The sequence below is a fragment of the Micromonospora inyonensis genome, assembly GCF_900091415.1.
In the GTDB taxonomy this organism is placed as follows: domain Bacteria; phylum Actinomycetota; class Actinomycetes; order Mycobacteriales; family Micromonosporaceae; genus Micromonospora; species Micromonospora inyonensis.
On sequence record NZ_FMHU01000001.1, the window covers coordinates 1,629,088 to 1,649,019 of the forward strand.

Genomic DNA, 19,932 nt, shown 5'->3' on the forward strand with positions numbered 1-19,932 from the left:
TCGAACCGGAGGTTCGCGTCCCGGCCCGACCGGGCCGGGACGCGAAACTCTCGACCGTCCGGTCGGGGTGGCCCGACCGGGAAAGGAACCGGTATGTGGAGACGGAAGCGGTCGCAGATCGAGCGGGACGCCGAGCAGCTGGCCGGCACGGACACGGTGGCCTTCGCCGGGGTCGGGTTCGCGGCCCGGATCCTGCCCGAGACCGAGGCGTACCGCCGGCTGGAGGCGGCCCTGCCGGAGCACCCGGACGAGGTCCGCGTCCGGGTCGACTGGCTGCTGGAGCACGGCTCGCCGGCCGGTCGGGCGTACGCGGCGACGCTGCTGGAGGAGATCGACCCGGCGGCGGCCCGCAGCGCCTGGCGGCGGCTCGCCGGCTCCGACGGGGAGTTCGTCACCTTCGCCGGCTGCATCATGGGCCACCGGACACTGCGCGAGTACGCCACCGAGCAGCTCGCCGCGGAATGATCATCAGTACGGCCGGCACCGGCTGAACGGGCCTGCCCCGGGTGGCCGCGTCCCCGTACCGTCGGTGACCGCCACCGTCGACGGGCCGGTATGTCCGGCCGGGCCCACCACCGTGACCGTCGCCTTCTGGTGGCAGCTCGCCGCCGTCGGTGTGCTGCTCGTGGTGGTCGGCCTGACCGTCGCCGCCGCGGTGTACCTGCCCCCGCCCCCGGAGCCCGAGGAGCCGTCGGACACCGCCCCGGCAACTCCCGGTAGCTGACCGGTCGCTCAACGGCACTGGTGTTTGCGCAGGTGCGCGCGGTTGTTACCGTCAGGCGCCGGCGCGACGAGAGGCAGGCGAGGGTGAGCGGGACACTGGCGTACCTGGTGACGGCGGTTGGCTGCCTGGTCGGCGTGGCCGGGGCGGTCGTCATCGTCGTCGCCCTCTCCAGGTCCCGTCGACGCCCGCCCGTCCCGACCTCGCCGACCGCCGCCGACCCGTTCCGCGACCACGACGCCGACGCCCTGCGGGGCGACCCGCGTCGGCTGCGTCCCGGCGACCTCGTCGAGATCCGGCAGGTGACCTACGCGGTGCGTGGCTCGCTGCACCTCACCGAGGGTGGCTGGAGCTGGGACGAGCACCTGCTGGACACCGCCGACGGCACGAAGCGCTGGCTGTCCGTGGAGGAGGACCCGGACCTGGAGCTGGTGCTCTGGACCGCCGAGCCGGATGCCACGGTCACCCCCGGCCCGCAGACCGTCGACTTCGACGGCCGGCGGTACCGCAGCGACGAGTCGGGCCAGGCCCGGTGGACCGCCACCGGCACCACCGGGCTCGCCCCCACCGGCAGCGTCCGGTACCACGACTACACGGCCTCCGGCGATGCCCGGCTCTCCTTCGAGAAGTACGGCGACGCCGGCTGGGAGGTGGCCCGGGGCGAGCTGCTGCGCCGCCCCGAGGTGATGGTCTACCCGCAGGCCGGCCCGGAGAAGGTGGGCTGACGTGCTGGTCAGTCTGGACGCGCCGTACGTCGACACCAGCGCCGCCGACCTCAGCCTGGCGCTCGGCGACCCGGAGCTACCCGCCCTGTACGTGCTCGACCTGGACCTGCCCGGCGGACGGCCGATCCGGCTGCGCCTGCTCGGCGCGTCCCACCAGGTGCTCCTGGGTGGGACCGCGACGGCCGGCACGCCCGATCCGGTGGTGCTGGCCGAGACGGTCGCCTGCCTGCCGGGGCGGCGACCGGACCTGCCGAGCACGGTGCACGAGCCGGCGGACGGCTACTCCTTCTCCGCGACCGTGCTCCGGCCGGAGCCGGGTGGCCTGAGCAGCCGGGTCGCCGCCCTCCGCAGCGAGCTGGCCGACGACCCGTACGCCCTGGTCGGCGTCTTTCCCGGTGACCCGGACGCGGTGACCGCCCTGGCGGTCGTCCCGGGCCCCGGATCGGACTCGGTGCGCTGGCGCACCTGGCACGCGTACCCGCAGACCAATGAGCTGGTCCTGACCGAGACGGTGGTGACACTGTGACGTACCGACGGTGGTTCGTGGTGGGCGCGGTCTTCGCCGTGGTCGGCGTACTGGTCGCCGCTTTCGCGATCTTCTACGGCAACTTCTCGCCCCGCGGCTACGTCGAGGACCGGTACAGCCGGGCCGCCAGCCAGGACATCGGCAGGGACGCGCTCGCGTACAGCTCCACCAAGCGGCCGAGCGAGGTGGCGGACGAGGTGACCGACGCCTGGAAGCCGGCCGACCAGTACGTCGACAGCAGCGGCGTCTACCTCCGCTACGACGACGACTCGGTGGTGATCCTGCCGGTGGCGGCCGGGTCGCTGATCCTGCTCGAACGCGTCTCCACCGCCTACCCGCGCTACCACTCGACGGTGGGTAACAGCTGGGGCTGGGGGCGCGGCAGCACCGTCCGTGGCGGCGGCCCGGGCAGCGGCAAGTGATCTGACCGTCGGTATCCCCGACCCAAACCCCTCATTCTCGGAGTCCCACCGTGCAGACCCTTGTCAACGATCTGCTGGTCACCCTCGCCTACGGGGCGGTCGGCGTCGTCCTCATGGCCGTCGGCTACGTCCTCGTCGACGTGGCCACCCCCGGCCGGCTCAACGAACTGATCTGGACGCAGCGCAACCGGAACGCGGCGCTGCTGCTCGCCTCCAACCTGGCCAGCGTCGGCATCACCGTGGTGGCCGCCATCGTGGCCAGCGAGGACGACTTCGTCCTCGGCATCGTCGGTGCCGCCTCGTACGGGATTCTCGGACTGGTCATCATGGCCGCCGCGTTCGTGGTGCTGGACGTGGCGACGCCCGGGAAGCTCGGTCAACTCCTGGTCGACCCGGAGCCGCATCCGGCGGTCTGGGTCAGCGCCGTCGTCCACCTCGCCACCGGCGCCATCATCGCCGCCGCGATCAGCTGATGGCGGGCCCCACGACGGCGAGGAAGACCTCCTCGACGACAGCGGTCGTCTGGACGGTGGTGATCACCTTCGTGGTGGTCGCCGCATGCGTGCTGCCCGCCGTCTTCAACGGCGGCACCAGCGACCTCGTCCCGGCGCCCACCGCGACCGAGCGCACCGACACCGTGGCGGTGCTGGAGCGTGCCACCGAGGCGCAGGGCATCTGCTACGGCTGGCAGCTGGCGGAGGGCAGCCACACGGTCAGCGTGGGATCGAACCTCGGCGACGGCACTCCGGTCGACGACTCCCGGTGCCTCCGCTGGGTCCAGGTCGTTGCGAACGTCACCTGGACGCCGCAGAGCAGCGAGTCCAAGGACTACGCCCTCGTCAGCATCGAGGGTTCCAGCGACTTCGACCGCACCGACCTCTTCGTCGTCGAGCAGGGCCTGGAGCGGTTCGGGCTGGACGACGAGGTGTTCATCGACGAACCCGGCTGGGCCACCACCCGCGCCGCGGTCGTCCTGCCGCTGCTGCTGGCCGAGCGGGGCCTGGCCGATCCGGCCCCGGTCGCCACCGCCGCCCCGGACACGGCTGCCCCGCCGTTGCCGGACACGGCCAACGACATGTGGCGGGACCGCTGGGGCTACTTCGTCGCCGTCGCCGGCCTGCTGCTGGTCACCGTGATCCTGTTCACCGTCGGTTTCGTGCGGCGCGGCAAGGAACGGCGGACGGCTGCGCAGGGCGTGGCGGGCAGGGGCGTCCGGCACGACCGGCAGAGGCCGTGAGCACCGGGGCACCGGAACGTCCGCGTTGGCGACTGGCCCGCTCGGCGGTCCTGGTCGCGGTCTTCGTCTGCGCGGCCTGCGGCCTGGTCTACGAGCTGGCCCTGGTCGCGCTCGGCAGTTACCTGATCGGCGACACGGTCGGTCAGGCGTCGATCGTGCTCGGTGTGATGGTCTTCGCGATGGGTGTCGGCGCGCTCGCCGCGAAGCCGCTCCAGTCCCGGGCCGCCGCCGCGTTCGCCCTGGTCGAGCTGCTGCTGGCGCTGCTCGGCGGGCTTTCGGTGCTCGGCCTCTACGCGGCCTTCGCCTGGCTGGACCTCTACGGGCCGGCCCTGGTCGGCACAGCGTTCGTGCTCGGGCTGCTGATCGGCGCGGAGATCCCGCTGCTGATGGTGCTGCTGCAACGGATCCGGGAGCAGTCCGCCGGCAGCGCGGTGGCCGACCTGTTCGCCGCCGACTACGTCGGCGCGCTGCTCGGCGGGCTCGCCTTCCCGTTCCTGCTGCTCCCGGTCTTCGGGCAGCTCAAGGGGGCGCTGGTGGTCGGCGCGGTGAACGCCGTCGCCGGGGTGGCCCTGGTGGTCACGGTGTTCCGGCGGGAGCTGAGCCGCCGGGCGCACGTCACGATCACCGTCGGGTCCGTCGTGGTCGCGCTCTGCCTCTCGTACGCCTGGATCACCGCCCGGGACTTCGAGGTGACCGCCCGACAGCAGCTCTACCGGGATCCGGTGGTGCACGCCGAGCGCAGCCGCTACCAGGAGATCGTGCTGACCCGGTCGGTGGCCGAGGTGGACCGGCAGGCCACCGACCTGCGGCTCTTCCTCAACGGCGATCTCCAGTTCAGCTCGGTTGACGAGTACCGCTACCACGAGGCGCTGGTGCATCCGGCGCTGCGCGGCCCGCGCGGCGAGGTGCTGGTGCTCGGGGCCGGGGACGGGCTGGCCGTCCGGGAGCTGCTGCGCTACCCGGACGTGCGCCGGGTGACCGTGGTCGACCTCGACCCGGCCGTGGTGGCGCTGGCCCGGAGCGAGGCGCAGCTGCGCCAGCTCAACGGAGACGCCTTCGCCGACCCCCGGGTACGCGTGGTGCACGCCGACGCGTTCGGCTGGCTGCGCACCGTCGGGGAACGATTCGACGTGGTGGTGGCGGACCTGCCCGACCCGGACGAGACGGCCACCGCGAAGCTCTACACCGTCGAGTTCTACTCGTTGGTCCGCTCGGCGCTCGCCGACTCGGGGCGGTTGGTGGTGCAGTCCGGTTCGCCGTACTTCGCACCCCGGTCGTACTGGTCGATCGAGGCATCGGTACGGGCGGCCGGCTTCGCCACCCGGCCGTACCACGTGGACGTACCGTCGTTCGGCGACTGGGGGTTCGTGCTGGCCGCCCCCGGCCCCACCCCGCCCCCGCTGGAACTGCCCGCCGACGCGCCGTCGCTGCGGTTCCTGGACACCGGCACGCTGGCCGCGGCCGGGACGTTCCCCGCCGACCGGCGTCGGGTCGACGTGCCCGCCTCCACCCTGCTCGAACCGAAGGTGCTGAAGTACGCCCGCGCGGAGTGGCGCGGCTACTGAGCTGCTGCGGGGTTGCCGCCGCACGCGAGCGGGTAGGGCACCCGCGTCGCCCGGCGGGTCCGTCCCGTCCGTCCCGTACGGCTGGCGGAATGCCGCTACGGTGTGGTGGCGATCCAAGGGAAGGAGAGTCGTGGCCGAAACCCACAGCACCCCGGCCCGGGCGCGCCCGGGCAGCGTGACGATATCCAGCTATCTGCTGATCCTGGTGGCCGTCATCCAGGTGATCAACCTGGTGCTCACCCTCGCCACCATCGGCGACACCCGTCGGGTGCTGGAGGACGCGTACCGCGACAGCTCGGTCAACGGGATGGACGCGGTCGCCGACTTCGCCACCGTCGTCGCCGTGGGGGCGGGCATCGTCACCCTGCTCCTGGCGGTGGGGCTGGTGGTGCTGGCAGTGCTGAACAACCGGGGGAAGAACGGTGCCCGGATCACCACCTGGGTGCTCGGCGGGGTCCTCCTCTGTTGCAGCGGTGGCGGCCTGATCAGCGGGGCGGCCGGCTCGTTCAGCGGCCCGGTCGGTGGTTCCAGCGCCGACATGCCCAGCCAGGAGGAGATCGCTCGCCGGCTGGAGGAGGCCCTTCCGTCCTGGTACACCCCGGTCAGCACGCTGGTCAACGTGCTCGCGGTGCTCGCGCTGATCGCGGCGCTGGTGCTGCTGGCCCTGCCCGCCTCGAACCAGTTCTTCCGCAAGCAGCAGCCGGCCTGGGAGCCCCCGGTCCCGGGCGCCTACCCCGGATACCCGTCCGGTACGCCGGGCTACCCGACGACCGGTCAGCCGGGCTACCCGTCGGCCCCGGGCTACCCGGGGCAGCCGCCGTCGGGCCAGCCGGGCTACCCGATCCAGGGCCAGCCGGGCTACCCGCCCGCCCCCGGCTATCTGCCGCCCTCCGGGACCGGCCAGCCGGAGCAGCCTCCGGCCGGTGGCTCCGACGGCCCCTCCGGCGACCAGAACCCGCCGGCTGACCGGCCGCCCTCGGCGGGCTGACCACCGATAAGCGGGACGTACGACGATCCCTCCGAGTAGGTTGCAACGCGACGCCTACCCGGAGGGATCGTCTCGTGTCGGAACAGTTTCCGCCCCGACGGCCACCCGTCGTCGGGTTCGCCGCCGGGCTGCTCGTCACCATGGCGACCGCCGGGGTCGCGTACGCGGTCGCCGCCCTGGTGACACTGGACGGCACGGTCGCGCGTCTCCGGTCCACCACCACGGACGTCCCCGACCGGGGCGCGGTGGACGGTTTGGTGACGCTGGTACGGACCACGGCAGTGTCGACCGCGCTGCTCGCGGTGGCGGTCGGGGCGCTGCTCGTCGCGCTCGCCGTCGGGCTGCTCGCCGGTCGCGCCGGGGTGCGCGTGACGACCTGGGTCGTCTGCGGGCTCGGTCTGCTTGCCGGCGGCGGGGCGCTGGCCCTCCTGGTCGGGCAGCGGTTGGTCCCGTTCCGGCTGGACGCCGACGAAGGCACCACCGCCCAACTGCTGAACGCCCTCACCGACGCCTATCCGGACGGGTGGATCCCGCTCAATGCGGGGCTTTCGGTCGGTCAGGTGCTCGGTTACCTTGTGGTAGCCGTGCTGCTGGCCCTGCCGTCGGTCGATGCCCATCACCGGCGACGTCCGGCGTCGGGGCCCGCTCCACGAGAGTTCCCCGGCCATTCCGTCCCGTCCAGGTGAGGATCCGCCCGTGCCCGCGACGCCCGACCCGGTTGCCCCCGGCCGTACCGACCCGCTCGCGGTGGTCACCGGAGCGACAGCCGGCATCGGCGCGGCGTTCGCCCGGCGGCTGGCCCGGGACGGGTACGACCTCGTGCTGGTCGCCCGGGACGCCACCCGACTCAGCGGGTTCGCCGCAGAGCTGACCGAACGGCACGGCCGCACGGTGGAGACCCTGCCGGCCGATCTCTCCACCGAGGACGGCTGCGTCGCCGTGGAACGGCGACTCACCGAGGGGCGTCCGGTCGACCTGCTGGTCAACAACGCCGGCATCGCGCTCACCCGGTCCTTCCTGCGGACCACCGTCGCGGACGAGGCCCGGCTGCTGCGGCTGAACGTCGTGTCCGTGATGCGACTGACCCATGCGGTGCTGCCGACGATGACCGCCCGGCGACAGGGGGCAGTGATTAATGTCTCTTCCGTCGCAGGTTTCGGTGCGGTCGAGGCCGGATCGACGTACTCCGCCACCAAGGCCTGGGTGACCAACTTCAGCGAGTCGGTGGGTCAGGCCGCACGCCCCCATGGCGTGCGGGTGATGGCTCTCTGTCCGGGTTTCACCCGTACCGAGTTCCACCAGCGGGCCGGCATCGACACGTCGTCGATGCCTGGCTGGATCTGGCTCGACGCCGACGAGGTCATCGACGAGGGCCTACGCGACCTGCGAAAAGGGCGCCTGGTAAGCGTTCCCGACTGGAAGTACAAGCTCGCGGTCGTGGCGCTGCGGCACACCCCGCAGCGGCTGCTGCACCGCCTCACCCGGCGCGGCAGGACTCTCGCGGGACGTGACGGACGCTGACCGCGTCCGGCCCCCGGTCCACGGGGCCTCGCCGGGTGTGATCACCCGAACCCCACCGACCTGTCGCGCAGAGTAGGCGTACATCACCACCCGTCGTCGCCCACAGGGCTGACCAAGGGTGGACCCGACCCACGGCTCCCAGAGTTGAGCAGTACCCTTGTGCGGCATGGGGGACCGCGACGACCTGCGTAAATTCATCGCCGACCTGGCCGTGGTCCATGGGCGGGTGATGCTCTCCTCGGGGCGCGAGGCAGATTGGTACGTCGATCTGCGCCGCGTCACGCTCCATCACCAGGCCGCTCCGTTGGTGGGGCGCGTCCTGGTGGATCTCACCGCCGACTGGGAGTTCGACGCAGTCGGTGGCCTGACCCTCGGTGCCGACCCGGTCGCTCTGTCGATGCTGCACGCCGCAGCGGGTACGGGACGACCGCTCGACGCCTTCGTCGTGCGCAAGGAAGGTAAGGCGCACGGGTTGCAACGCCGCATCGAAGGGCCTGAAGTATCCGGGCGTCGGGTATTGGCGGTGGAAGATACCTCAACGACCGGTGGGAGTGTACTCACCGCAGTTGAAGCGTTACATGAGGCAGGGGCTGAAGTCGTCGGCGTAGCGGTTATTGTTGATCGAGGCGCCGGTGACGCCGTGCGAGCCGCCGGATTGCCCTACCGGGCGGCCTATACGTTGGCTGACCTCGGCCTTGTGGCCTAAAAGCCTGCCGATTCGGATTGCGGATATGCAGGCGTTTCGATGCTGCTGGTGGAAGGATGGAAAACGTGGGAACTGCGTTGGCTGAAATGACTATGCCTCAGATCTCGCCGCTTGCCGGCGAGCCGATCGAACGTGCCGATGCCGAGCGGCTGGCGGGGGTCCTCAAGGCCCTCGCCGACCCCGCCCGGCTGCGGCTGCTCAGCCTGATCCAGTCGGCTCCCGAGGGCGAGGCGTGCGTTTGCGACCTGACCGCGCCCCTCGGCCTCTCGCAGCCGACGGTCAGCCACCACCTGCGTATCCTCACCGAGGCCGGCTTGCTGGAGCGGGAGAAGCGCGGCGTGTGGGCGTACTACCGGCTGGTGCCGACCGCGATCGCCACGATCGCCGACCTGCTGACCCCGCCCCGTAAGCGCGCCACCAAGAAGGCTCGCTGACCCTTCCCGGTCGTCTGGTGCTGCTCCATTAGGAGAGGCGCGCCAGGCAGCCGGGAGGGTTCGACCGGTGTGGTACCGACCGGCCGCCGAACCTGGCGGCCGTCCTCGGAATGCCCGCTGCCGGTCGGGACGGTCTCCGGCGTACCCGTGACACACGGGTGCGCCGCCCGGACCGACGTCCCGGCCGGCCCGCGGCCGGCTCCCGTGCGCCGTGCGGGAGGGGCTGGTGCCCGACGCGCGGATGAACGCGTCGGGCGACTTCCCGCTCCGGCCGGTACGGCCCTCAGTGGTGCCCGTACTGCTGACCGCCGTGGTGGGGTTGGCCGCCGTAGGGCGGCGGTGCCGGCCGCTCCTCGTACTCCTGCCCGTGGCCCTGGGCCGGGCCACTGCCGTAGGGCTGTCCGCCGCTGTAGGGCTGCTGTCCACCGCCGTAGGGCTGGTCGTCGCGGTAGGGCTGCTGCCCGCCGTACACCGGTCGGGTGCTGTCGTACCCGGGCCGCGGGCCGTCCTGGTACTGCTCCTGCCCGCCGTAGGCCGCGCCGCCGTAGGACTGCTGACCGCCGCCCGGGTACGGCTGGCCGCTCCCCGGGTACGGCTGACCGCCGTGGGGCTGCGGGTCCTCCCGGTACGGCTGGCCGCCGTACTGCTGGCCGCTTCCGTAGATCTGACCGCCCCGGTGCTGCTGCGCGCCGCCGCCGTAGACCTGACCGCCACCCGGCTGGGGTTGGCCACCGTACGGCTGTGCGCCGTCGTTCGGGTACGGCTGTCCGCCGTACGGCGACTGCTGGTCCGCGTAGTGCTCGCGGGTCTCCCGGATCGCCTCCTCGGCGGCGGCCTTCTCCTCCGGCGTCGTGCCCCGCTTCGCCGCCATTCTCGCCCGCAGCAGCTCGATCGCGATCGGGACCACCGAGACCACCACGATGCCGATCAGGATCATCTCGATGTGGGCCTTGACGAACGGGATCTGCCCGAGGAAGTAGCCGAGCACGGTGACCCCGGTGCCCCAGAGGACGCCCCCGATCACGTTGTAGATCACGAAGGTGCGGTAGTCCATCCGGCTGACCCCGGCCACGATCGGGGTGAAGGTCCGCACGATCGGCACGAACCGGGCCAGCACGATCGAGCGGGCGCCGTACTTCTCGAAGAACTCGTGTGCCTTGAGGACGTTCTCCTGCTTGAACAGCTTCGAGTTGGGGCGACGGAACAGCGCCGGCCCCACCTTGCGCCCGAAGGCGTAGCCGACCTGGTCCCCGGCGATGGCCGAGAGGGTGATCAACAGGCAGACCAGCCACAGTGGATAGGTGATGTACTTGCCATCGGCGGTGAGCAGGCCGGCGGTGAACAACAGCGAGTCACCCGGTAGGAAGAACCCGATCAGCAGGCCGGACTCGGCGAAGACGATGGCCAGGATGCCGAGCAACCCGAACGTCGAAATCAACCACTCCGGGTCGAGCCATTCCGGGCCCAGGGCCAGGGTGGTGGTGGGCGTCGGCACGAGGTGACCTCCGGGATCTGCCAGTTGGGGGTGGCGGGTACGCCACCGGCGACGGCTCCGGTAAGTCTAGGTCGCCGCGCGTGGCACCCGGTGCCGGACGTCGCAGCGTGCCGGTCGTGGTGCCGACACGTGAGGCGGTACGACGACGGTGCCCCGCCGGCCCGGACCGGGTCGGCGGGGCACCGGTGGTGCGTCGGGAGATCAGGCGACGAAGCGGGTCCGCCGACGACGGGACAGCACGAAGCCGCCCACGCCCAGTGCGAGCAGGAGCCCGCCGACGCCGACGATCAGGCCGGTCTGGACACCGGTGACGGGCAGGCCGCCGTCGCCGTCACCCGTACCGCCGCCTCCGCCGCCGGCTGCGTTCACCAGGACGGTGGCGGTCACGTCGGGAAAGTAAAAGTCGATCTTGACGTCGGACAGGTCGGCCGACGCGGGGCTGGCGGGGGTCGCGACGAGCGCAGCCACCACCCCGAGCCCGGCGAGCAGACGCCGGGCGTGCGGGTTGAGCATGTGAGGGTTTCCTCCCGTGGGGTACCGGTGGAGCGTGTGGAGCCTAAGGGCCCACGGGAGCGCCACACAGTCCTGCGGGAGTGGATCGAGCCAATCGGACGAACGAGCTCACCGCTTCGTTCCGGCCGGTCCGGGAGCACGGTGCCCTGTTCGGGATACGCGGGACGGTGGCCGGACAGGTTCCGGCCGGCCCGGCGTCGCGCCGAGCGCCGGAGACGTCCCGCCGAGCGCCGGTGACCCGGCGTGGCTCAGCGGTAGTCGTCCTCGTCGACCGCGACGACCCGGGACTGCTCCACCGCGTCCCAGTCGGCGACCTCCAGGCCACGGTGCGGTTCGGTGTCACCGTCGTCCGGGGTGACCGCCGTGGCCTGCTCCACCGCGTCGGCGGGTGTGGCCTCGGGATCCCGCTCGTCGGGGGTGAGGTGGTCGCCGGGGGCGAACTCCTCGTCGGGCTGACCCATCGTCCCTCCTTCGCGTCGTGCCGGCTCTCTCACACCGTACGGCTTGTCACTTCTGCCCACCGGCGAGCGGCCCCAAACGACCCGTCCCTGACACCCGACCGAATTCCCCGCCGCTCCACTCCCGTCCGGCGACACATCCGGTGACCGTCCGGGAGCGGCCAGCGCGTGCGTCCCGGCCGCCGCCGACCCGGCGGGCGAGTCGGCGGATTGGCCCACCCGGGGCCGACGCCCGGTGCCAGGATGGGACCGTGGGCTCCCGGATCCGCCTGGTCACCAGCACGGCGCTCCGGGCCGCCACCCTGGCGGCGTCCGGCGTCGAGGTGGGTGGCCGGCCGGGGCGGACCGCCGACGGGATCGCCAGCCGGTCCGGCCGGTCGTTCCGGTTGGACGGTTCTGACCAACCCTCTGAAAGCGATCGGTCGTGGCGGTGGTCAGCCGGCTGATCAGCATCGTCGTCCGGGCGCGGTGGACGGACCGGCGGGGGCGGTGCCGATCCGACCATCCGGGCGCGTTCCGGGTCGGTTGTGCCCGCGTGGCGCTTCTACGGGATACTGCCCGCGGAGGACAGCGCGGTCTCGCAGCCATGGAAGACAGTCGGCCGGCACGGCCGAGAGCGGTAGTTAAGGAGCGTTTGACATGCCCATCGCTTCCCCTGAGGTCTACGCGGAGATGCTGGACCGCGCGAAGGCCGGGCGGTACGCGTACCCCGCCATCAACGTCACGTCCTCGCAGACCCTCAACGCCGCCCTGAAGGGCTTCGCCGACGCCGAGAGCGACGGCATCATCCAGGTCTCGACCGGTGGTGCCGAGTACCTCTCCGGCCCGACGATCAAGGACATGGTCACCGGCGCCGCCGCGTTCGCCGCGTACGCCCGTGAGGTGGCGAAGAACTACCCGGTCAACATCGCCCTGCACACCGATCACTGCCCCAAGGAGAAGCTGGACAAGTTCGTCCGGCCGTTGATGGCGATCTCCAAGGAGCGGGTTGCCCGGGGCGAGGACCCGCTGTTCCAGTCGCACATGTGGGACGGCTCGGCCGTGCCCGTCGCGGAGAACCTGGAGATCGCTGCCGAGCTGCTCGACCGGGCGGCCGAGGGCAAGATCGTCCTGGAGATCGAGGTCGGCGTGGTCGGCGGCGAGGAGGACGGCGTCGAGAACGCGATCAACGACAAGCTCTACACCACCGTCGAGGACGGCCTGGCCATGGTCGAGGCGCTCGGCCTCGGCGAGAAGGGCCGCTACATGGCGGCCCTGACCTTCGGCAACGTGCACGGCGTCTACAAGCCGGGCAACGTGAAGCTCCGTCCCGAGGTGCTGAAGAACATCCAGGAGGCGGTCGGCGCCAAGTACGGCAAGGAGAAGCCGCTCAGCCTGGTGTTCCACGGTGGCTCCGGCTCGCTGCTCTCGGAGATCCGCGAGGCGCTCGACTACGGCGTGGTCAAGATGAACATCGACACCGACACGCAGTACACCTTCACCCGCCCGGTCGCGGACCACATGTTCCGCAACTACGACGGCGTCCTGAAGGTCGACGGCGAGGTCGGCAACAAGAAGCTCTACGACCCGCGGGTCTGGGGCAAGGCCGCCGAGGCCGGCATGGCCGCCCGGGTGGTCGAGGCCTGCGAGCACCTCCGCTCGACGGGCACCACGCTCGCCAGGTAGTCCAGCTGGTTGTGGTGGTAGCAGGGGCCCCTTGTTACTCATTTTTGAGTAACAAGGGGCCCCTGCTCACACCTCAGGCGGGAGCGCCGATCAGCGCGCGCGCCGCCTCGGCGACGTCGTCGGTGAGGTGGACGGTGCCGGAGAGGTCCCCGAACGGCGACGCGGCCAGCAGCGGACGCAGCAACGACTCCACCGGCAGCTCCCGGGTCCAGTACTCCCGGTCCAGGAAGACGTACGCGCCGCTGGCCCCGTCGGTGCCGTAGAACGTCTTCGTCGCCGCCTGGAAGACCTCCTGCACGGTGCCGGCCCGGCCGGGCGCGAAGACGATCCCGCCCCGCGCCAGCCGGAGGATGGTGTCCTCCCGGATCGCGTTCGAGAAGTACTTGGCGATCTTCCCGGCGAAGAGGTTCGCCGGCTCGTGCCCGTACAGCCAGGTGGGGATGGCCAGCCCACCGGTGCGGGCCCAGTCCAGGCTGGAGAGTTCGCCGGGTGAGCGGGGCAGCGTCTCGGCCGGTGCGAACCGCTGGCGCACCTCGAGCGCCACCGCCGTGTACCGGTCGTGGTCGGTGAAGTCCGGTGCGGTGGCGAGCAGGTCGATCGCCGCCGCCAGCGCCTCCGCCGGGTGGGAGGCGAGGAAGGCGCCGAGGTTCGCCGCTTCCATCACCCCCGGCCCGCCGCCGGTGACGATCAACCGGTCGACCCGCGCCAGCTCCCAGCCGAGCATCGCCGCCATCCGGTACGGCACGCTGCCGCGCGCCACCGCGTGTCCGCCCATGACGCCCACCACCGACTGCGGCCCGTGCGTGGCGAGCCAGGCGCGGGTCGCGTCGGCCAGCGCGTTGTCCACGCCGTGGTCGTGCAGCCGCTGGCCGAGCGCCTCCTTCACGTCCGGCAGCGCGCCGCCGTGCGCCCGGAAGTGCTCGTACACCCGGGTGTCGTACATGCCGGCGAAGCCACCCTCGGCGAAGCCGGCGGCCAGTTCCTCCGGGGTGTAGAGGTGCGACGGCTGGGTCGGGTAGGGCAGCCCGGAGAAGGGCGGGACCACGTTCGCGCCGCGCCGGACCAGGTCCGCGCCGACCTCGCGGGAGGCGAACCGGCAGCCGACGAAGAGCGTTCCGGCGACGTCGGTGCCGGTCAGATCGGGGACGGGGGACAGATCGAGACGAAGTCCCTGCACGGTGAGCCCGGCCAGGCTGCCGGTGGCGAGCCGTTGGTCGAAGGCGGTGCGGGTCTCGATCTCGTCGGGGGCGGTGTGCGGCTCGATGACGTCCGCGGGTGGTGGGGTCGGCACGCGATCATCCTGCCCAGCCCGGTCAACCGGCCAAACCACCGGTGCCGTCACCCGCACCGGCGAGAGCCCGGCGACCAGGGCCACCGGGCTCTCGTGAAACCGGTTCCTGGGGAGGCTCCGGAACATCATTCGTAGTCGAGGTGAACACTGGTTGACATTGGCCACAGGCGTGGCCAGGGCTCAGCCGTTGCGCCGACGACCCTGGGCGGACCCCCTCGCGGGCCGATCTCCCGAAGCGGGTTGAATGGGGCGATGCAGAACCTCTTGCCTGAGCCGCCAGCCACGCTCCTGCCCGTCCACGACGAGGCCGAGGCCGCACTGGCTGCCGCTGCCGAGGCGGACACCGACGAGGCGTACGCCGAGGTGGCCGCCCGCTTCCCGACCTTCAGCGCCGGCTGGGCCACGCTGGCCACCCGGGCGCTCGCGCAGGGCCAGGTCGTCCCGGCGTACGCGTTCGCCCGAACCGGGTACCACCGGGGGCTGGACCAGCTCCGTCGTAACGGCTGGCGAGGGCACGGCCCGGTGCCGTGGTCGCACGAGCCGAACCGGGGCTTCCTGCGCTGCCTGTACGTGCTCTCCCGGGCGGCCGACGAGATCGGCGAGGCGGACGAGGCAGCCCGCTGCGCCCAGTTCCTCCGCGACTGCGACCCGGCCGCCGGGGACGCCCTCGCCAGCGACTGAGGTGGTAGCAGGGGACCCCTGCTACCGCTTTTTGAGTAGCAGGGGACCCCTGCAGCCACCCGGGGCGGGTGGAGCTGGAGCGTCGATGCTCAGAGACCTTCGGCGACCGCGGCTGCGATCTTGAGCCAGGCGTCCCGGGTCGCCGAGGAGAGCTGCCCGTACCGGATCGGCTCGCCGGTGTCGATCAACCGCTCGTACGGCGCGAGCAGCACCGCCCTGGTCCGGGCGGCGAAGTGCTCCTGGATCGCCGGCAGGTCGATCTCCTTCCGGGACGGCGGCATCGACACCACCGTCACCGCCTGCCGGACCAGCCGCTGCCGCCCGCTCTGCTCCAGGTGGTCGAGCATCCGCGCGGCGGTCTCCGCCGAGTCGTTCCGGGCGGACATGGTGACCACCAGTTGGTCGGTGGCGTCCATCGCGGCCTGCCAGTTCTGCGCCCGGACGTTGTTCCCGGTGTCCACGAAGATCAGCTTGTAGAACCGGCTCACCACGTCCCGGATCTCGGCGAACGCCGAGGCGGTCAGCATCTCACCGCCGGTCGCCGACTCGTCCGAGGCGAGCACGTCGAACATCCCCTCGCCCTGGGAACGGACGTACTGCGACAGGTCGCCGACCCGCCCGTGCGCGCCCTGGAACTGGCCGAGGTCACGGAGCATGTCCCGGACCGTCCGGGCGTGGAAGTCCTGCTGGGCCCGCATCCCCAGGGTGCCCTGGGTCTCGTTGTTGTCCCAGGCCAGGACGTAACCGCCGCGCTTCTGACCGAAGGTCATCGCGAGCAGCAGGATCGCCACCGTCTTGCCGGCACCGCCCTTCGGGTTGACCACGGTCACCTGACGGAGGCCGCCGAAGTTGCGGCGGACCATCTCGATGTCGTGCTTGACCTCCTGCTCGTGCCGGCCCGGCGGCAGCTTGACCAGGCCCAGGGTCGTCCGGTTCAGCACGGCCCGTACGCCCATGGTCGCCACCGGGTCGGCGGGCCGGGCCTGCCGTCGCCGGGCGAAGTCCTCGGCGGTCGGTGTCGCGCCGTCGGACCAGAGCGGTTCCGAGTAGCTCGCGGGTGCTGTCGGCACCCGGGGCGGAGCGGCCTCCGCCCCGGTCCCGCCGGGGGTCGGGTACTGCCCGGACTGGCCGGGGGCCGGGTACTGCGCGGTCGCGCCGGGCTGGTCGGTGGCCGGGTACGGGAGGCCGGTCCGGGGCTGCCCCGCGTCCCACTGTGGGTCCGGCGTTCCCGGTGCCGTCGGCTCGGGCGAGGAGGCCGTGGCCCAACCGCCGCTCGTCGGCCAGCCCGGCACCGGCGCGGCCGGCAGCGGTGCCCAGCCGGCCGGAGGCGTACCACCGGCCGGAGACGCGCCACCGGGCGGCGTGGAGGTGGAACCACCGTGGCCCGGGTATGCCCCGCCCGGCGGGCTGGCCTGCATGGTGGCCCAGGTCGTGGCGGTAGCCGGCCCGACACCGCCGGCCGGCGGCCCGGTGTCCACCGGTCCCACCGCCTCGGCCGTCGGCGGATGGGCGGGCGGCGGAGCGTCGTCCGCTGCCGGGCCTTCACCGCGCGGCGACGTCTGGAGGCCGCGAAGGTGGTCGACGGGCGGCGGAGCGCTGCCCGCCGCCGGACCTTCACCGGCCGTCGACGGGGCGTCGTCGGGTTCGGCCGGGGCGTCGACGGCCGGGTCGCCGCTCGTCGGGGGCGCGGGCAACGGGTACCAGCCCGGGACACCGTCGCTTCCGGCCGGCTGCTGACGGGGCACCGGCGGCGGGACGGACTCGACCGGTGTGCCGTGCGTCCGCTGTGGCGGGTGGGCCCACGGCGAGTCCGCATGCGGCCGTGACCCGCCCGTCGGGCGGGGCGTGTCGACGTGGTTGTCGTCGGTGGCCGCACCCGGAGCGGCGTCGACCGGTGCGGCGTCGACCGGTGCGGCGTCGGGCGGAGCGGCGTCGACCGGAGCGCCGTCGGGCGGAGCCGTGCCGAGCGGGGTGGCGGTCGACGCCTGGGCCGGTGGCCGGCCGGGATGTCCGTCCGGTGCCCAGATCGTCAGGTCGTCCACCACGGCGGCGTCGCCGTTCGTCGGCCGGGACTCCGGACGGGGAACCGGTCCACCGGAGACCGGGACCTCTGTCGCCGGTACCTCCGGCGGCGCCCAGTGCCGGTCGGGAGTACCGGCCACGGGGTCGGCGTCGGGCCGTACCGTATCCGGCGGCCACAGCGGTTCGATGTCCCGTTCGGGTACCGGTCTGCCCTGCTGAACCGGTAGACGGACCCGGTCGGCGTTCTCGTGCACCACGGTTCCTCCCCCCATCCTCCTGCCGAGGATAGGCCCTGGAAGTCGCCCGTCCGGTGCCGAACCGGGTGATCAGGCCGTGTAGACCGCCCACGCTGCCGGCTCGGTCCACCACGACCGCTTGCGGTTCAACTCACCCTCGACGCCGTCGTCGAGGTACGGGACCCGCTCGTCGCGGGGCACGACGGCGACCGCCCGGCCCCGGGCCCGGCGTACCTCGAACCGGACCCGCTTCCGGCCCAACAGGCTGCGGGCCACCACGGGAACGGCCACCGCCACCTCGACCACGCCGTCGGCCGGGTCCGGATCGGTGAGCAGGGGGAGACCGTCGAGTCGGGCGTACCCGCCGGCGTTGCCGATCGCGCAGGCCAGCAGGGGGTCGTCGCCCGAGGTGAGGACGGCGTCGTCCACCTCCACCCGCCCCCGCCAGTAGAGCGGCCGGCCGGAGAAGTCCGAGGCACCCAGCAGCGCCCCGTCCAGGGTCACCGAACCGCCGTCGTTGCGCAGCAGGTCGAGGCGGCGCACCGTGCCGTCCAGCACCGCGACCGCCACCGCCGCCGGGTCCCGGGGCAGCCCGAGCCGCGCCGCGAGGTCACGCTGCCCCGTGGCCCGGGCCGGATCGAGCGGCAGGACACCGATCGGGGGCAGGTCCGGCACCGTACGGTTGCCGGCCAGGTCGGCGGGGCGGCGGCTGGGCGGTGGGGCGTACCGGCGGACGAGCCGGCGCACGACGGCGCGCAACTGGGCGTCGCTGGCAGTGGCGACGATCACCCGGGTCTTCGAGTCCGGGTCGGGCCAGGTGAGACCGTCGGGCCGGGCCGGGGCGTCGAGCCGGGCCAGCACCTCGTCGATCTCCGCGTCCGACCGGGCGGTGACCGCCTCCGTCCGGGCACCCCGCTCGGTCAGCGCGTCCGCGCAGGCCAGCACCGGTACGCGCGGTGTGTCGCAGCGCTCGGCGGCCTCCGGCGCGCAGTGTTCGGCCGGTTCGGCACTGGTCTTCCCGCCGGTGCCGCAGCAGCCGCCACCGCTACCGCACGCACCGGCGGCGTCGCGCTCCGAGCCGAGGGTGAGCAGCACCACGTCGTACACGGAAGAGGGCCTCCTACCTCGTCACGCAGCCCCTGCCGGCTGCGCCTCCACCACTTGTTAGCCTGACACCTCGGGCTCGCCACGCGGTCGCCACCTGGCACCCGAGCCCCCTGGAGGCGGTGAAGATGCCAGCGATCGTGCTCCTCGGTGCTCAGTGGGGCGACGAGGGCAAGGGCAAGGTTACCGACCTGCTGGGTGAGCGGGTCGACTACGTCGTGCGGTACTCCGGCGGCAACAACGCCGGGCACACGGTGATCACGCCCGACGGCCAGAAGTACGCCCTGCACCTGATGCCGAGCGGAGCGCTCTCCCCGAGCGCGATGATCGTGATCGGCAACGGCGTGGTGGTCGACCCGAAGGTCCTGCTCGCCGAGATCGACGGGCTGGCCGAGCGGGGCGTCGACGTCTCCCGCCTGCGGATCTCCGGTGACGCGCACCTGATCATGCCGCACCACCGGGCGTTGGACCGGGTGGTCGAGCGGTACCTCGGCTCGTCCCGGATCGGCACCACCGGCCGGGGCATCGGCCCGGCGTACGGCGACAAGGTCGCCCGGATGGGCATCCGCCTCCAGGACCTGCTGGACCCGGGCATCCTGCACAAGAAGCTCGAGTTGGCGCTGCGCGAGAAGAACCAGATCCTGTTCAAGGTCTACAACCGCAAGGCGATCGACGTCGAGGCCACCGTCGAGGAGTACCTCGCCTACGCCGAGCGGCTGCGCCCGTACATCGCCGAGACCCGGGTGATGCTCTGGGACGCCCTGGACCGGGGCGAGACGGTGCTGCTGGAGGGTGCCCAGGCCACCATGCTCGACATGGACCACGGCACCTACCCCTTCGTGACCTCGTCGAACCCGACGGCCGGCGGGGCGTGCGTGGGCGCGGGCATCCCGCCGACCGCCATCACCAAGGTGATCGCGGTGAGCAAGGCGTACACCACCCGGGTCGGCTCCGGGCCGTTCCCGACCGAACTCTTCGACGACAACGGCCAGCACCTGCGCAAGGTCGGCCACGAGTACGGCACCACCACCGGCCGGGAGCGCCGGTGCGGCTGGTTCGACGCGGTCGTCGCCCGCTACGCCTGCCGTCTCAACGGGGTCACCGACCTGGTCGTCACCAAGCTGGACGTGCTCACCGGCCTGCCGAAGGTGCCGATCTGCGTCGGGTACGACATCAACGGCAAGCGGTACGACGACATGCCGATGACGCAGACCGACTTCCACCACGCGACTCCCGTCTACGAGGAGCTCGACGGCTGGTGGGAGGACATCACCAAGGCCCGGACCGAGGACGAGCTGCCGGAGAACGCCCGCCGGTACATCGCCCGGATCGAGGAACTCTGCGGCACCCGGGTCAGCGTGGTCGGCGTCGGCCCCGGTCGCGAGGAGAACGTCCACCGCCACCCCCTCCTCCCCTGACCTTCGGCCCTGCTCGCCCGCCCGGATCGGGAGGGCGACGGGGAGGCCACCGCCCCGCCACAGTCCTTGTCGACCGGGCGGGGTGGGGGCGTTGTCCACAGGGCGGGGCGGGTTGTCCACAGGGTGTGGGCAGCGGCCGGAACTGAGATCCGCATCCCGGCCGACTCCATGATCAACGAATGTCGGTCCGGGGGTCGGTAGGAT

At 72.4% G+C, this 19,932-nt stretch carries 21 protein-coding genes and 1 pseudogene; 16 read left to right on the plus strand and 6 right to left on the minus strand.

The genetic code is table 11. The annotated features are described in order from the left end of the window. Positions 1–93 precede the first annotated feature (93 nt). The 13 genes from GA0074694_RS07390 to GA0074694_RS07450 all read left to right on the plus strand — a co-directional run bounded on the left by GA0074694_RS07390 (position 94) and on the right by GA0074694_RS07450 (position 8,845). Positions 94–465, plus strand: coding sequence for a hypothetical protein (locus GA0074694_RS07390; RefSeq protein WP_091454453.1), 372 nt, complete (start codon positions 94–96; stop codon positions 463–465). Between the two features lie 64 nt (positions 466–529). Next, positions 530–724 carry a hypothetical protein gene (locus tag GA0074694_RS07395; RefSeq protein WP_091454456.1) on the plus strand — a complete coding sequence of 65 codons (195 nt, stop codon included), beginning with the start codon at positions 530–532 and terminating at the stop codon, positions 722–724. Between the two features lie 83 nt (positions 725–807). Next, a complete protein-coding gene (locus GA0074694_RS07400; RefSeq protein WP_091454459.1) occupies positions 808–1,446 on the plus strand; it encodes a DUF4178 domain-containing protein in 639 nt (212 codons plus the stop codon). A gap of 1 nt (position 1,447) precedes the next feature. After that, positions 1,448–1,972: a DUF2617 family protein gene (locus tag GA0074694_RS07405; protein ID WP_091454463.1), complete on the plus strand. Its 525-nt coding sequence runs from the start codon at positions 1,448–1,450 to the stop codon at positions 1,970–1,972. Next, positions 1,969–2,394: a DUF4247 domain-containing protein gene (locus GA0074694_RS07410; RefSeq protein ID WP_091454466.1), complete on the plus strand. Its 426-nt coding sequence runs from the start codon at positions 1,969–1,971 to the stop codon at positions 2,392–2,394. The genes GA0074694_RS07405 and GA0074694_RS07410 overlap by 4 nt, the downstream gene beginning before the upstream one ends. Positions 2,395–2,444: 50 nt before the next feature. Further along, a complete protein-coding gene (locus GA0074694_RS07415; RefSeq protein ID WP_091454469.1) occupies positions 2,445–2,867 on the plus strand; it encodes a DUF350 domain-containing protein in 423 nt (140 codons plus the stop codon). Continuing rightward, complete coding sequence (locus tag GA0074694_RS07420; protein ID WP_245714580.1) at positions 2,867–3,631, plus strand: hypothetical protein; 765 nt, start codon at positions 2,867–2,869, stop codon at positions 3,629–3,631. Before GA0074694_RS07415 ends, GA0074694_RS07420 begins: the two co-directional genes overlap by 1 nt. Then, a complete protein-coding gene (locus GA0074694_RS07425) occupies positions 3,628–5,196 on the plus strand; it encodes a polyamine aminopropyltransferase (RefSeq protein ID WP_091454473.1) in 1,569 nt (522 codons plus the stop codon). Before GA0074694_RS07420 ends, GA0074694_RS07425 begins: the two co-directional genes overlap by 4 nt. A gap of 130 nt (positions 5,197–5,326) precedes the next feature. Next, complete coding sequence (locus tag GA0074694_RS07430) at positions 5,327–6,184, plus strand: hypothetical protein (protein ID WP_091454476.1); 858 nt, start codon at positions 5,327–5,329, stop codon at positions 6,182–6,184. A 74-nt stretch (positions 6,185–6,258) separates the two neighbouring features. Further along, on the plus strand, positions 6,259–6,870 hold the full coding sequence (locus GA0074694_RS07435) for a hypothetical protein (RefSeq protein WP_091454480.1): 612 nt from the start codon (positions 6,259–6,261) through the stop codon (positions 6,868–6,870). Positions 6,871–6,880: 10 nt separating this feature from the next. Beyond that, positions 6,881–7,705 (plus strand): SDR family NAD(P)-dependent oxidoreductase, encoded by an 825-nt coding sequence (locus tag GA0074694_RS07440; protein ID WP_245714581.1) that lies wholly within the window; start codon positions 6,881–6,883, stop codon positions 7,703–7,705. Positions 7,706–7,871: 166 nt separating this feature from the next. Further along, positions 7,872–8,411, plus strand: a complete 540-nt coding sequence (pyrE, locus tag GA0074694_RS07445; RefSeq protein ID WP_091454486.1) for an orotate phosphoribosyltransferase — start codon at positions 7,872–7,874, stop codon at positions 8,409–8,411. Positions 8,412–8,467: 56 nt separating this feature from the next. Then, complete coding sequence (locus tag GA0074694_RS07450) at positions 8,468–8,845, plus strand: ArsR/SmtB family transcription factor (RefSeq protein ID WP_076468717.1); 378 nt, start codon at positions 8,468–8,470, stop codon at positions 8,843–8,845. A 793-nt stretch (positions 8,846–9,638) separates the two neighbouring features. Here GA0074694_RS07450 and GA0074694_RS32180 read toward each other — a convergent pair. The 3 genes and pseudogenes from GA0074694_RS32180 to GA0074694_RS07465 all read right to left on the minus strand — a co-directional run. Continuing rightward, positions 9,639–10,340, minus strand: a pseudogene (locus GA0074694_RS32180) (DedA family protein); the annotation flags it as partial. Positions 10,341–10,541: 201 nt separating this feature from the next. Next, entirely contained in the window at positions 10,542–10,853 is a 312-nt protein-coding gene (locus tag GA0074694_RS07460) for an LPXTG cell wall anchor domain-containing protein (RefSeq protein WP_091454495.1), read from the minus strand. 248 nt (positions 10,854–11,101) lie between these two features. Further along, entirely contained in the window at positions 11,102–11,314 is a 213-nt protein-coding gene (locus GA0074694_RS07465) for a hypothetical protein (RefSeq protein WP_091454499.1), read from the minus strand. 636 nt (positions 11,315–11,950) lie between these two features. On the opposite strand from GA0074694_RS07465, the gene fbaA reads away from it, so the two are divergent. Beyond that, positions 11,951–12,976 (plus strand): class II fructose-bisphosphate aldolase, encoded by a 1,026-nt coding sequence (gene fbaA / locus GA0074694_RS07475; protein ID WP_091454505.1) that lies wholly within the window; start codon positions 11,951–11,953, stop codon positions 12,974–12,976. Positions 12,977–13,049: 73 nt separating this feature from the next. Here fbaA and GA0074694_RS07480 read toward each other — a convergent pair whose 3' ends face one another. Continuing rightward, positions 13,050–14,267 carry an LOG family protein gene (locus GA0074694_RS07480; protein WP_176737812.1) on the minus strand — a complete coding sequence of 406 codons (1,218 nt, stop codon included), beginning with the start codon at positions 14,265–14,267 and terminating at the stop codon, positions 13,050–13,052. Between the two features lie 252 nt (positions 14,268–14,519). Between GA0074694_RS07480 and GA0074694_RS07485 the strand changes: the two genes are divergently transcribed. After that, positions 14,520–14,948, plus strand: a complete 429-nt coding sequence (locus GA0074694_RS07485) for a DUF3151 domain-containing protein (protein WP_091454509.1) — start codon at positions 14,520–14,522, stop codon at positions 14,946–14,948. A gap of 89 nt (positions 14,949–15,037) precedes the next feature. Here GA0074694_RS07485 and GA0074694_RS07490 read toward each other — a convergent pair whose 3' ends face one another. Together GA0074694_RS07490 and GA0074694_RS07495 are read right to left on the minus strand one after the other, a co-directional pair. Then, positions 15,038–17,242 (minus strand): MinD/ParA family ATP-binding protein, encoded by a 2,205-nt coding sequence (locus tag GA0074694_RS07490; protein WP_245714582.1) that lies wholly within the window; start codon positions 17,240–17,242, stop codon positions 15,038–15,040. A 54-nt stretch (positions 17,243–17,296) separates the two neighbouring features. Continuing rightward, the gene (locus GA0074694_RS07495; RefSeq protein ID WP_091454515.1) at positions 17,297–18,313 is read right to left on the minus strand and encodes a diacylglycerol kinase catalytic domain-containing protein; all 1,017 of its coding nucleotides are present in this window, start codon (positions 18,311–18,313) and stop codon (positions 17,297–17,299) included. A gap of 125 nt (positions 18,314–18,438) precedes the next feature. Between GA0074694_RS07495 and GA0074694_RS07500 the strand changes: the two genes are divergently transcribed. After that, a complete protein-coding gene (locus GA0074694_RS07500; protein WP_091458801.1) occupies positions 18,439–19,728 on the plus strand; it encodes an adenylosuccinate synthase in 1,290 nt (429 codons plus the stop codon). The last annotated feature ends 204 nt before the right edge of the window (positions 19,729–19,932 follow it).